At 60.2% G+C, this 12,938-nt stretch carries 12 protein-coding genes; 6 read left to right on the top strand and 6 right to left on the bottom strand.

What is annotated here, in order from left to right; genetic code table 11:
* Positions 1 to 2: 2 nt before the first annotated feature.
* Complete coding sequence (locus ACK4R0_RS01770; protein WP_409669315.1) at positions 3 to 515, bottom strand: acetyl-CoA carboxylase biotin carboxyl carrier protein; 513 nt, start codon at positions 513 to 515, stop codon at positions 3 to 5.
* Positions 512 to 2,059 (bottom strand): hypothetical protein, encoded by a 1,548-nt coding sequence (locus ACK4R0_RS01765; RefSeq protein ID WP_409669312.1) that lies wholly within the window; start codon positions 2,057 to 2,059, stop codon positions 512 to 514. The genes ACK4R0_RS01770 and ACK4R0_RS01765 overlap by 4 nt, the downstream gene beginning before the upstream one ends.
* Before the next feature lie 301 nt (positions 2,060 to 2,360).
* Between ACK4R0_RS01765 and ACK4R0_RS01760 the strand changes: the two genes are divergently transcribed.
* The 6 genes from ACK4R0_RS01760 (at position 2,361) to ACK4R0_RS01735 (ending at position 7,660) form a co-directional block, all read left to right on the top strand.
* Entirely contained in the window at positions 2,361 to 3,116 is a 756-nt protein-coding gene (locus ACK4R0_RS01760) for a response regulator transcription factor (RefSeq protein ID WP_409669310.1), read from the top strand.
* A gap of 99 nt (positions 3,117 to 3,215) precedes the next feature.
* The gene (locus ACK4R0_RS01755; protein WP_409669307.1) at positions 3,216 to 4,277 is read left to right on the top strand and encodes a zinc-binding dehydrogenase; all 1,062 of its coding nucleotides are present in this window, start codon (positions 3,216 to 3,218) and stop codon (positions 4,275 to 4,277) included.
* Positions 4,274 to 5,299 (top strand): phosphotransferase family protein, encoded by a 1,026-nt coding sequence (locus tag ACK4R0_RS01750; RefSeq protein WP_409669304.1) that lies wholly within the window; start codon positions 4,274 to 4,276, stop codon positions 5,297 to 5,299. Before ACK4R0_RS01755 ends, ACK4R0_RS01750 begins: the two co-directional genes overlap by 4 nt.
* On the top strand, positions 5,296 to 5,718 hold the full coding sequence (locus ACK4R0_RS01745; RefSeq protein WP_409669301.1) for a hypothetical protein: 423 nt from the start codon (positions 5,296 to 5,298) through the stop codon (positions 5,716 to 5,718). Before ACK4R0_RS01750 ends, ACK4R0_RS01745 begins: the two co-directional genes overlap by 4 nt.
* 81 nt (positions 5,719 to 5,799) lie before the next feature.
* The gene (locus tag ACK4R0_RS01740) at positions 5,800 to 5,883 is read left to right on the top strand and encodes a hypothetical protein (RefSeq protein WP_409670860.1); all 84 of its coding nucleotides are present in this window, start codon (positions 5,800 to 5,802) and stop codon (positions 5,881 to 5,883) included.
* A 1,000-nt stretch (positions 5,884 to 6,883) separates the two neighbouring features.
* Entirely contained in the window at positions 6,884 to 7,660 is a 777-nt protein-coding gene (locus ACK4R0_RS01735; RefSeq protein ID WP_409669298.1) for an SDR family NAD(P)-dependent oxidoreductase, read from the top strand.
* Between the two features lie 35 nt (positions 7,661 to 7,695).
* On the opposite strand, the gene ACK4R0_RS01730 is transcribed toward ACK4R0_RS01735, so the two are convergent.
* The 4 genes from ACK4R0_RS01730 to ACK4R0_RS01715 form a co-directional block, all read right to left on the bottom strand.
* The gene (locus ACK4R0_RS01730; RefSeq protein WP_409669295.1) at positions 7,696 to 8,496 is read right to left on the bottom strand and encodes an SDR family NAD(P)-dependent oxidoreductase; all 801 of its coding nucleotides are present in this window, start codon (positions 8,494 to 8,496) and stop codon (positions 7,696 to 7,698) included.
* The gene (locus ACK4R0_RS01725) at positions 8,493 to 8,933 is read right to left on the bottom strand and encodes a GFA family protein (RefSeq protein ID WP_409669292.1); all 441 of its coding nucleotides are present in this window, start codon (positions 8,931 to 8,933) and stop codon (positions 8,493 to 8,495) included. The genes ACK4R0_RS01730 and ACK4R0_RS01725 overlap by 4 nt, the downstream gene beginning before the upstream one ends.
* Positions 8,934 to 9,014: 81 nt before the next feature.
* Positions 9,015 to 11,279 (bottom strand): TonB-dependent receptor, encoded by a 2,265-nt coding sequence (locus ACK4R0_RS01720; RefSeq protein ID WP_409669288.1) that lies wholly within the window; start codon positions 11,277 to 11,279, stop codon positions 9,015 to 9,017.
* Between the two features lie 268 nt (positions 11,280 to 11,547).
* Positions 11,548 to 12,798 (bottom strand): cytochrome P450, encoded by a 1,251-nt coding sequence (locus ACK4R0_RS01715; RefSeq protein ID WP_409669285.1) that lies wholly within the window; start codon positions 12,796 to 12,798, stop codon positions 11,548 to 11,550.
* Between the last annotated feature and the right edge of the window lie 140 nt (positions 12,799 to 12,938).

The following is a 12,938-nucleotide window of genomic DNA, read 5'->3' as shown; positions in this document are numbered from 1 at the left end:
GATCAGTCCGTCACGATCACGAACAGCGGCTGGTCCGCCTGGACGATGTCGCCATCGTTGGCGAGCACGCTATGGACAGTCCCGGTGCATTCGGCCTGCACCGAGGTAAACAGCTTCATCACCTCGACCAGGCACAGTTCAGTCTCGGGCGAGACCTTCGAGCCGATCTCAACATAGGCTGCGCTACCGGGCTTGGGCGACCGATAGAAGGTGCCAAGATACGGCGCGCTGATGATCGTAGCGTTGGCTGGCAATTCGGCTGGCACGGACGCGGCGGTAGGTTTCGCCGCCGCTGCAGGAGACTGTTTCGCGGGTGGCGCACCAGGTGCGGTACCGGGCCGGATGGACGACTCCACCATGACGCCATCGAGCCCGGCTGCAGCGCTGTCGTTGGAGAGATAAATCTCCATGTCGTTCAGACGGACATGCAGCTCGCGCAGTCCCGAGCGCTGGAAATCCTCCATCAACGCGGCAATGGCCTCGTCGCTTTGGCCGGAAAGACTTGGTCCGGTCATGATACCCCCTTGCGCAATGCTTCGACATCGGCGCGGCTGAGGCCCGCTCCCTTGTCTCGCAACAAGGGCGATGCTTCCTGCTCCATCCGGTAAAGCGTCTGGACCGCCTCGCTTGCCAGATTATGCCGGATGCTGGTGTCGCACAGGAACCGCAAGGGAGCCTCCATCTGTTTGGGACGGAAGGCGGCGGCCTTGGCATTGTATTCGGCCAGCGTGAGAGGACCGGCACTGGTAATGTAACGATCCTGCTTTCCGCCCAGATGCGAAGACCCCGCCGTCATGGGCGCGATACCCGGCCCCGGCGGCGCGTCGAGCACGCAATAGGGAATGTGGGTGATATACCGGCGTGGCTGGTTGCAGTGCTGCATCATCGCATAATAGTGGAGCTGCTGGCTGGGCAGATCGACCAGACCGACGAGCTCGCCCAGAAAATCGCGCCCGAATTCATCATTGAGCAGCGGACGGAACCGCTCGGCGCGCGGATCGATCTTCATCCAGTCATCGACCTCGTAGACACCCGCGACATGCGCAAAGTCCTTGATGATCGAGAAATAGACCAGGGCGCCCGCATCCATCATCTGGTCGCGCGACCAGCCCGCCATGGTCTTCCACAGATCGACCGTGGCCTTGCGGAACACGTCGGTCAGATGCTCGAAGGTCTCGGCCAGCTGTTCAGGCGAGTCCATGCCCACGGGCACATGACCCTCGGTCAACACGTCGGAGGTGTACAGGCCGATGCCGGTCAGCTTGTCTGCGGTGAATTCGGGCTGCGATTCAAAGCTGCCCCAATCATCCATTAGATAGAAATGGCATCCGGTCGCTTCCATCGTGACCGTGAGGTTGTTGTAGGGGATCGCATCGCCCACGCCATCGAGCCAGGGGAAATCGCCTTGCGCCAGATCGTTGAAGTCGCGGATAACCAGTTCGCGGTTCTCACCCAGCGCATAAGGCCCCGAATTGTTGAGCGTGACCCGGCTCTCGCATGATACCAGAAAGCCATATTGCGATACGGTCGCCAGAAAACTCTGCGCCGCCTTGTGCAGCCGGTCGCCATCGGTGCAGGCGTGGAGATCGGCGTGGAACCGCTGGAGCCGCCGCTCGGGCAGAAGCTGAACCCGCTGGCCGAACTCGCGCGCGTTGATATGCCCGTCCTCGCGTTGCTGCGCCAGTTTGAAACGCCGCCAGAAGTCCATGACATAAGCGGTGTCTTCGGCCGCATCCTCGGGGCGCAGCATGCCCATGTTGATCAGGATCTCACGCCCAAGAAGATAGAAGGTCGGGAGCGCCCAGCCGGGAAGATTGCCGAACTTGCCTGCCATCGCCCGCGCACGATCACCAACCTCTTCCGCCTGCATCCGGCTTTCGACTTTGCGCAGCAATTCGGGATAACGATAGAAGCAATTGAGGTATGAGAGCAGCATGTAGGAAGGCACGGGAAACAGTTTGGATTCCTGCACCGTGCGGGTCACGCACAGCCAGTACGTGTCATCCCCAACGCTCTGGATCGAGTTGTTGGCGTTCAGCAGGCTCACATAATCAAGCATCGGGTGATCGCTCCAGCCAGAGCTGTGTTGGCGCTGACATCGCGGCCTTCTCCTCGTCCTGAGTCTTCTTTGTTGTTCGCCACTATAGTCAGTCAAAATCGTCTGACAATCCTGTTTTTTAGGCTCCCTGCATTTGATATGGCATAGCCGACGCACCACTGACGGTTTGCACGATACCCGTAAATACAATATGGTCAGACAAAATCGCCCGACTGGACCGCAGATCGGGTGACGGATGTCGGGGACGCGATGGCCGCTCACAATTGGGCGAAGCCATTGGGACCGGGAGAGGAGTGGACCTATGCAGCTCAAAGCTGACATCACCGCGCGTACCGATCAGATGGTTTCGACCTGTGGGCTGGACAGTACATCCATCTTCTTTTGCGACAGAACGGCCTCCGTTCCCCGCTTGTCCTATCTTTACCACAACGGCGTCTCGGAAGATGCCCAGCGCATATACAAACAGGGTCGGGTGTTCGAGGATGACCCGTTTACCCGCGTAGTCCAGCCGAGCGACCATGACGGTCATGTCATCTGGTGGGAGGATGACTGCCTGAAACATGCTGCCAGCAATGCCAGGGACTATCGCCAGTTCATCAGCCATTACTCGGTCGATGTCGTTGGTGCCTATGTCCAGCAGGTTCTGCCCGGCATGTTGCTGGTGATCGGTGCGCATTGCCGACCGGGTGCGCACCTAAAAAGCGACGTTCCTCGCGCGTTGGTGACCCAGGAAATCACCGGCATATCCCAGATGGTGGTGACACAACTGCTGCAGGATTTGTTACTGCGGCTGGATGGCAACCGCATGCTGACGATGATGCTGGAAGATCGCATCGGCGTGCCGAACACAGAAGGCGGCAACCTGGCCCTGTCCCAGCGCGAGCGCGAAATAGCCGAACTGGTCGGTGCCGGTAAACAGAACAAGCAGGTCGCCCATATTGCCGGCCTGTCCGAATTTACCGTCGAGAACCATCTGCGTCGCATCTATCGCAAACTGGGGGTCCACAACCGCGCCGGGATGGTGGCCAGGCTGGTGGCGCAATCCGCGAACCAGTGACGGATTCCCGTCACTGGCGCTTCGCCCTGTTGACCCTAGCCTAGCCCTCACAATCCGGCGTCCTGCCGACCGGATGCAAAAGGCAAGAGGTTGCGGTTGATGAAGGCCATGGTTCTGTGCAAGGGCGCATTCACGCTGGAAACGGTGCCAGAGCCGGTTCCGGCTGCCGGACAGATCGCCGCCAAGCCACTGGCGTGCGGCATTTGCGGCAGCGACCTTCACGCCAAGGATCACGCCCCCCACCTGTGCAGCCTGCTCCACCGCGCAGGGTTTCGCGGCTTCATGGACCCAGATCGGCCGGTCATCATGGGGCATGAGTTCTGCTGCGAAGTGCTGGACAGCCGCGAAGGGTTTGAACGCGGCGAACGCATCGTCGCGCTGCCTTTCATCGCGGGAGCCGATGGTGTCGAACTGATCGGATATTCCAACGCCTATAACGGAGCTTTTGCCGAACAGATGCTGATCCAGGCCGATTCGGCCTTTCGCGTTCCCGACAGCGTCGATACCGAAATCGCGGCCCTGACCGAGCCGCTGTCGGTTGCTGTCCACGCAGTGGCGCAAAGCGGTGCGGACGAAACCTGCGCATTCGCTGTCTTCGGCTGCGGGCCGGTCGGACTGTTCATCATAGCCCGCCTGCGCGCGCTCGGCCTTGGCCCCATCATGGCGGTGGAACCCAATGCAGCGCGCCGCGAGATGGCCGGAAGACTGGGCGCCGATATCTCGTTTGCGCCTGGAGACGAGGGTGCAGACAAATGGTGGCGCGATCTTGGCCTGCCGCTTGGTCTGTCCGATGCGATGGCGCAGGATCCAATTCAGCGCAAACGAAGCCGCGCGGTGCTGTTCGATTGCGTCGGCAAACCGGGTGTCCTGATGGCAATCGGCACAGCGGCACCTGTTGGTGCGACGATCATGGGGGTCGGCACCTGCATGGAACCCGACACGATCGAGCCCGCATTCCTGCTGCAAAAGTCGCTGCAGATCCGCTTCGTTTTTGCCTATGCGCCCGACGATTTTGCCCAGGCGTTCGCGATGATCTGCGCGTCGCCCGACGCGCTTGCACCGCTGGTGACCGGCCATGTGCCGATGGCCGATATCGATGTGGCGTTCGAATCGCTGAGCGCGGGCGGAAGTGACGTCAAACTGCTGGTGACCCCGACATGAAAGCTATAACCGACGCCGAATTGCAAGCCTATCTCGCCAGCCGCATGCAAGGCTGGAGCGACGTGTCCGTCAGCAACCTCCATCGCCTGCCGCTGGGTGCATCGCGCGAGACCTTCCGGTTCGATCTGTCTTACACCGACAGTGCGGGGCGCCACGAGGATCGCCTGATCCTGCGTCGCGATCCCCCCGCGAGCAACGTAGACAGCGACCGGCAACACGAATTCAACGCCTATCGTGCCATCCACAGCCATGGCATCCCCGTTCCGCGGATGATCCTGCTCGAGGAGGATCCCGCGTATTTCGACGGCGCGATCTCGCTCGCTGAAGATCTGCGCGGCTATCACAACAGCGAGTATCAGTTGCAGCAGCCCGAATGGGCCGGCCGCCTGCCGCATATCGCGCAAGAGATGTGGTCGTGCATGGGCCGGCTGGCGGCGGTCCCGGTCGACAGGCTCGACCTTGGCTTCATGGTTCCGTCCACACCGGAGACAACCGCGATGCAGGAGCTCGATTACTGGGAGGCCACGCTCGACCGCAATGATGTAGGACCCGAGCCGATCACCCGCGCCGCAATCCGCTGGCTGCGGCGCAATCCCCCTCCCCCTGCTCAGAAACTCGCCATGGTGCACGGCGATTTCAGGGCGGGCAATTTCCTTTACGACGACAGCGGCACCCTGATCGCGGTGCTCGACTGGGAAATGGCGCACATCGGCGATCCGCTGGAAGACCTGGCCTGGAGCATGGCGCGCGTCTTCTCGTTCGGCAAAGATGACCGCCGCAGCGGCATCGCGCCACGCGAGGACGCTATCCGCATCTGGGAGAAAGCCAGCGGGCTCATCGCCGACCCAGATGCACTGCATTGGTGGGAGCTGATGATGTGCATCAAGGGTCAAGGCATCTGGAACAGCTGCGCACACGTGTGGAGCAGCGGCACCAACCGCGATGTCATCCACGCCTATGCCGCGTGGTGGCTGCGCAACGCACAGGACCGCGCAACTCTCGAACTGATGGGGCATCTATGAAACCCGACATTCCTGTCGCCGCTTCTGATCTGGCCGAACGCCTGCGCACCGAGATAGTGCCCGGGCTGTCCGGTTTTCGCGCCAACAACGTCGCGATGACCGCACAGATGCTCGACATGATCGGCGAGCGCTGGGACGATGCAGCGGCAGTTCTGTTCGAAGAGAACGCAGCGCTGCGTGTTCTGCTGGAGCGGGGCGCAGCGTATCGTACGTCTGCCGGAACGGTCGCCGCTTCCGATACCGATCTGCGCATATCGGCACTGACACGCGCGAATACGCAGCTGCGTAGCGCGCTGATCGCCCTGCAGACGATGGTCGAGCAGCACGACGATGCCGATGCTCGCGCGCTGAATTCAGCGATCTGGTCCGAACTGCGCCGTTCGGTCGACCGGCGACGGGTCAAGTCCGCAAATTTCTAACGCCTTATCCCCCAAGCTTACCGGAGAACCCCATGCTTACCCAGGCCGACGACTATCCCATCCACCAGACCCCCGAACCGATTGCGTATTCGGGTACCGACCGTAATTTCTACGATCGCTACTGGTTCAACGGATTCGAGCCCGATGGTTCGCTGTTCTTCCTGATCGGCATGGGCATATATCCGCACCTCAACGTCATCGACTGCTCGATCTCGATCCAGGTCGATGGCAAGCAGTATTGCCTGCGCGGCAGCAAAATTCTGGAAGACCGGATGAAGCTGTCTGTCGGACCGATGAGCATCGACGTCGTCAAGCCGCTGTGGACGCTGCGTTTCGTTGCCGAGGAGCAGGACGGCATCGCTGCCGATCTAACGATCACCGGCCGGGCCTTCCCGATCGAAGAACCGCGCTTCATGCGCCGTGTCGGGACGCGCGCGTTCATGGATTACACCCGGCTAACCCAGAACGGCCACTGGTCTGGATGGATCAGCATCGACGGCCGCAAGATCGAGCTCAGCCCCAAGGCGATGGGAACTCGCGACCGGTCATGGGGCATCCGCCCGATCGGTCTGTCCGATCCGCAGCCCAACGTGCTGGCGGGCGAGCAGGGCTACTTCTGGCAATGGACACCGCTCAACTTCGCCGACAAGAGCCTCTTCTTTCATATCGCTGCCGAGCCCAACGGCCACATCTGGAACAAGCGATCAGTGCTTTGCCCGGACGGTACAGGCGGGCCGGAAAACTTCCTTGAGAGCGAAACCGCGCACATGGAGACTAAGCTCGTCGAGGGCACTTTGTGGCCGGAGCACGGTCTGCTCAAAGTCGACTATGGCGCTGGCGAGTATCAGGTTGAGCTTGAACCATTCCACCGGATGCAGATGAAGGGCATCGGCTATTTCCATCCAGAGTGGTTCCACGGGCGTTATCATGGACCGCTAAAAGTGGAGCGCGAGGATTTCACGGTCGATGACCTCGATCCGATGCAGATGCAGAACTTCCATGTACAGCGCCTGTCGAAGACCACGCTCACTTACCCCGACGGCAAGCAGGAACATTCGTTCGGCGTATTCGAGCAGGCCATTCTTGGAGCCTATAAGCCGCTGGGCATCGAAAGCACGATGGACATTACCCGCTGGGACAAGTCCGAAGACGAAGGCGGCGCCGCGTGAAGGGGCTTGCAGGCAAGGCGTGCATCGTCACCGGGGGCAGCGAGGGCATCGGCTTTGCCATCGTCCAGCGGCTGGCCGACGAGGGGGCCAAAGTGCTGTTCTGCGGCCGCAATCCGCAAACGGGAGAAGCCGCGGAGCGGACGATCGACAATCCGGATGTGCAGTTCATGCGCGCTGACGTCGGCGAAGAGGCCGATGTCGAGGCTCTGCTTCAGGCGGCAGTAAAAAGGTTCGGTGGTCTGGATATTCTGGTCAACAACGCGGCCAAGGCGGCGGTCGCACTTATCCCAGATCACAGCACCGATGAATGGCGTCGCAGCACCGCGGCAAATCTGGATTCGGTATTCTTCACCTGCCGCGCCGCGATACCACTGATGCGCCAGCGCGGCGGCGGTTCGATCATTAACATCGCCTCGATTTCCGGGCTGGCGGGCGATGGTGCCTACCCGTCCTATTGCGCGCAGAAGGGCGCAGTGATCAACATGACACGCGCCATGGCGGTCTACCACGCACGCGAAAACATCCGGATCAATGCGCTGTGCCCCGGATTCATCGAAACCCCCGCAACCGATGCGTTCAAGGCGATTCCCGGGCTGCTGGAAGACTGGTTTAAGCAGATTCCCGCGCAGCGCCCGGGTCGCCCTGAGGAAATGGCCGGAATCGTGGCCTTCCTCGCCTCGGACGATGCCAGCTTCGTGCATGGCACGATCATGGTCGCCGATGGCGGCGTCTCCGCCTCGACGGGCCAGCCGACCCAGGTTCCGCTGGGCTGAATCACCAAGCCAGCCCGCTGCCCAAAGACCCGCGTTCAGGCTGCGGTATAGCCACCGTCGGCGATGAACTCTGATCCCGTGATAAAGTCCGCCGCGTCGCTGGCAAGGTACGCGACCAGCGGGGCGATATCGGCTGCGGCCCCCAGTCGTCCGACCGGTATGAGCGCCGCCCAGGCCGCCAGCGCAGCTTGCGGATCGACAAGATTACCGTCCGCATCGCGCGGCGGATCCCAGTCGGCCCCAAGGTTTGTCGCAATCGGTCCCGGCATCACGCAGTTGACCCGGATCTTCTTCGACGCAAGTTCGGTGGCGACTGCCTTGCTGAGCGCGCGCACGGCGCCCTTGGTGGCGCTGTAGGCGGCGAATTGTGCGCCCCCGACCTTACCATAGATCGAGGATATGTTGACGATCGAGGTCGACCTTGCTCCCGAAGCGATGGCGGCGCGCATCAGCGGCAGCGCCCCCTGCATCCCCAGATAAACACTATCGACGTTGATCGACAACTGGCGACGCAAGATGTCGATACCCGCCTGCTCGAAGGGCTTGGCGATCATCACGCCGGCGTTGTTAACCAGCACGTGCAGCGCGCCGAAGCGGGCATGGACCTGAGAATACACCGCATCCCAGTCTTCATCCCTGGAAACATCGTGCTTCAGCAAAATGGTGTCGGGTCCAAAGCTTCCTGCCAGGGCGCGAAGCCCCTCGATGTTGATGTCGCTCAGCACCAGGCGCGCACCCAGCCGATGAAAAACCATCGCGGTTTCCAGCCCGATGCCCGATGCAGCGCCGGTCACCAGCGCAGTTTTACCGATCAGATCGATAAGCGGTGACGTCATTTCGGTGGCGCCAGGTTGCTGCGTGCGAAACGTTCGCTGCCAGCCAGTCCCGGCAACCACGGCAAGGCGCTTTCGCAAAACACCTCCAGCGTCGGCGGCGTCATCGCGCCTGTATCCAAGGTGCCTGCCTTGATGATGATCACGTCGGGCAGCGCGGCGACCAACGACAGGATCGGTGAGCCGCAGGCACCGCAAAAATGTCGTGCCACCGGCCGGCCGCTCTCACCGGGGGTCTCGATGACCTGCGTCGTGCCCGTCTGCCTATAGCCTGCCGCCAAGACGCCCTGCACCACCGAAAACGCACTCCCGGTCTGCCGCTGGCAGCTTCGGCAATGGCAGATTGCGCTGAACAGCACCTCGCCCGAGCAGCGATAGCGCACGGCACCGCACAGACACCCCCCTGCCTTTTCGCCGGGAACCCGGTCTGCATCATCCATGGGCGATTTCCTGCCTGTCTGGCCAATATGTCCTGGAAAAAACTCCGGCAGGATTGGGGAAATCCTGCCGGGAGTGGGAGATCAGAAGGTATAACGCACGGTCACGCCATAGGTGCGTGGCGGAGCATGGAGCATATAGTCGTAGCCAAAGGCATCACGCAGGTTGAGGCCGTACATGAAGATCTTCTTGTTCAGCAGATTGGTAGCGTACGCACGGACCGAGATCGTATCGTTCTCCCATCCCAGTGTTGCGTCCACGATTGCGTTCTTTGGCGCATTCAGATTGAAATTGCCTGCTTCGTTGTTGAAGGGCGAGAAGAACTGCTTGCTGGTGTAGGTAACGTTGGGAGAGAACACGACCTCGCCCGAGCCAAGTTGGCCGATCGTCCAATCCGCGCCGACGTTCAGCGTGATCTTGGGCGCATTGGGCAGCGTGTTGCCATCCAGATTGACCCCGGACAGCGTCAGCCGGTCATAGGTAGCGTCGAGATAGGTAAAGCCAATGCTCGTCCGCAACGACGGAATCGGGCGGGCATCAATTTCTGCCTCGAAACCCTTGATGGTCGATCCGGGTGCTGAGCGGATGAAGCCGGTGGTGCCGATGACTTCGTTGAGCTGCTGGTTCTTGTACTTGGTCAGGAACACCGCCGCCGTCAGGTTGGCAAGCCCTCCAAACAGCCGCGATTTCATTCCAGCCTCGTACGCATCGACCTTTTCAGGCGGCACGAAATCGATCGGGTTGCCCGCATAGAACTGGCTGGCGAACGATCCCGCGCGATAGCCACGGCTGAAATGTGCATACAGCAACGTGCCGCTGTCGAACGTGTAATCCAACCCAATCTTGCCGGTCAATCTGCTGCTCTTGCGCCGCTTCTCCGCCTCGGGCGTAATCACGCCGGTCGGTGAAATCGTTCCGTGCGTGAACGTGATGGCTGCGGCGTTGGGATCGGTGGGATCAAAATTATATGTTTCGAACGCCGGGGATGTCGTCGGGTCAGCAAAGACAGTCAGGAACGAAAAGGCATCAAAGTGCCGGTTCGAATCCTTGGTGTAGCGCAAACCCAAGGTAAACCCCAGATTGTCCGTGATATCTTGATCGACCTGTGCGAAAATCGCGCGTGATTTACGGATCTGAACATACTGCTGAAAGAAATACAAGCTTTGGACCAGACGATATTTGTCCTCGTTATCGATTCGATCATATCCGTAGTAAAGGCCGGCCTGAATGTTGGTCCGGTCATTCGAGTACGCCAGCTTTATTTCCTGATTGAATTGCTTGTAAACGTCACCGTAGTTCGTTTGCAGAAACCCTACGACCGGGGTACCTGATCCCTCCTGCGTGAACTCTTGCCGCGACCAATCGTAGGCGCTCAGCGATTGGATCGACAGCTCGTCGGTCAGCTCATAGTTGATATTGAACTGAGCTCCGGCATTGGCGACATCGTTAAATCCCAGGTCCGGCTGGTTGGTTTCGAAGAAGCTGAGACCATCGTTAGCACGAAAGTAGGTCGATATGCCCGAGTTGTCGTTGAGATGAAACGCCGCTGCCTGCGTGGGCTTGCCTTTGCTGCCTGTAAGCTTGAGAAACATGTCCAGCCGATCGGTCGGCTTTGCGCGGATGATCAGACGACCCGCCAGAGAATCACGCGAGTTCGCGTCGGGCTCGCCGGGAAATATGTTCTTCACAAAGCCGTTGGCTTCGACATAGTTCGCTGAAAGCCGGAAGCCGAGGACATCGTCGATCAGCGTCCCGTCAATCGCGGCCTGGCCGCGCACTTCCTGGAAACGGCCATAGCCGGCTTCGACATAGCCCCGCGTGCCGCTTTCGAGCGTTGGCTTGACCGAAATGAAGTTGATCGCGCCGCCGGTGGTATTCCGTCCGTACAAGGTGCCCTGTGGCCCGCGCACAGCTTCGATCCGCTCGAGATCGTAAAGCTGCAGCCCGTGCATCGTGCGCGCGCTCAAATAGTTATCATCGGTGTAGATACCGACAGGAGAGACCTGATTGGCGCCGTATTCATTGCCGACACCAATGCCGCGCATGGTGAAATTGGGCTGTGCATCGCCAAACGCGCTGGTGACCTGAAGCGAAGGTACTGCACCACTCAACGCCATTGAAGAGGTAATGCCCTGACGCTGGAGGTCGCCGGTAGTCAGCGCGGTCACCGCGACCGGCACATCCATCAGCGCCTCTGCACGACGCTGTGCGGTCACGACAATTTCTTCGAGACCCACGGTTTCTGCCTCGGGTGCAGCCTCGGTAGCAGCACCCTGAGCGAGCGCCGGAACCGACGCAAGGGCTGTAGCGCCAAGCAAGGCCGAGATACAGATTTTCAAATTTCGCATAAATCCCCTCCATCATGTTGTTTCGTTCGCTTTGACAGCAAATCGAATGCGGCGCTTTGGCGCTCTTTGAACCTTAGCTTTTACCAGCTCTGACCAGCATCCTGTCCAATCGAGACTGGCTCGATATTCATCGGAAAATGGCATAGCACTGGAACTCGACCGTAATCTCCCGGCAGACCGTGAGCCGTTGCAACAGGTGCACCAACAGGTCCGCTATTTCGATGTAGTCCCAAGCCCGCGTTCGCGCGCTGACGGATTCCCGTCAACGTCACGCTGCGCGATAGCGGATCGGCAGCCGCTTGAGTCCGGACACGAAATTGGCCTTCACCCATGCTGGCTCGCCCGCCAGCTCGATATCTTCCACCCGGGCCAGCAGTTCGCTGAATAGCGCCTTCATCTCCAGCTTGGCGAGATGCTGGCCGAGACACACGTGCGGCCCATAGCCAAAGGCGACATGCCGGTTCGGCGAGCGGTCGATGCGGAACTCGAAGGGAGCCGCGAAGACATCGGCATCGCGGTTGGCGGATGGATAGCACATCATCAGACTGTCACCCGCCTTGATTGCCTTGCCGCCGACCTCGCAATCATGGACAGCAGTACGAAAGAAATGCTTCACCGGGCTGGTCCAACGGATGAACTCATCGACCGCCTTGGGCATCAGCCCGGGATCGGCGCGAAGCCTGGCCATCTGGTCGGGATTGCGGATCAGGCCCAGAAGCCCGCCGGAAATTGCCGAGCTGGTGGTGTCGTGTCCCGCTGCAGCCACAATGAGATAATAGGCATTGCGCTCGTCGTCACCGATGGGCTGGCCATCGATCGTGGCTGTCGACAGGATGGTGGCGACATCGTTGCGGGGATCGGCACGCCGGGCGGCCGTCATGGCGCTGAAATAGGTGTTGAACTCGGCGAAAGCCTCCATCATCGATGCCATGCCGTCGCCGCCACCGGTATCCTCGTCGGTACTCCCGAAGATTTTCTGCGAAAGACGCAGCATTAGCGGCTCGTCTTCCTGCGGGACGCCCAGCACCAGCATGATGGTGCGCAGTGGATACCAGGCGGCGATATCCTTGGCGAAATCACACTCCCCACCCAGTGCGATCAGCCGGTCCACGGTTTCGCGCGCCAGTTCGCCGACTTTTGCTTCGAGATTGCGCAGGGTCTTGGGACTGAACCATTCGGCGGTCAGCGCGCGGTATGCCTTGTGATCGGGGTTGTCCATCGCCACCAGATTGCGGGCAAAGGTGCTGCTGCCGGTCTGCGCCAGCATCATGTCTTCATCGGTTTTTGTTACAAGAAACTGCCTGGGCGCATTTAGGAAATTCTGCGCGTCGAGTTCGACGCGGGCCACGTCGGCGTGACGCGTCACGGCCCAGAAAGGCCGGTATGCGGCCGCATCGGTCCAGTGTACCGGATCGTGGTCCCGCAACATCGAAAACGCTTGATGGTAAAGCGCTTCATCGCCGTAAGTTTCGGGTGCGGTGATGATCTCATTGATATTCGGGTCAAGCTCTGCTGGCATGTTTTTGGTTCCTCTCCCCATTTGGTTAGGAACCACATCATCCTACGTCCAATCGGCAATCGGCCAAAACCGATAGACCATTCCAATTAATGTGATAGTCTTTGATCCATCGGCCAACAGAGCCGAACGAAGGTAGAGGC

It is taken from the genome of Blastomonas sp. (genome assembly GCF_046294995.1).
GTDB lineage: Bacteria > Pseudomonadota > Alphaproteobacteria > Sphingomonadales > Sphingomonadaceae > Blastomonas.
Note: the sequence above shows the minus strand (reverse complement) of the source record. Positions and strands in the feature narration are given on the sequence as shown.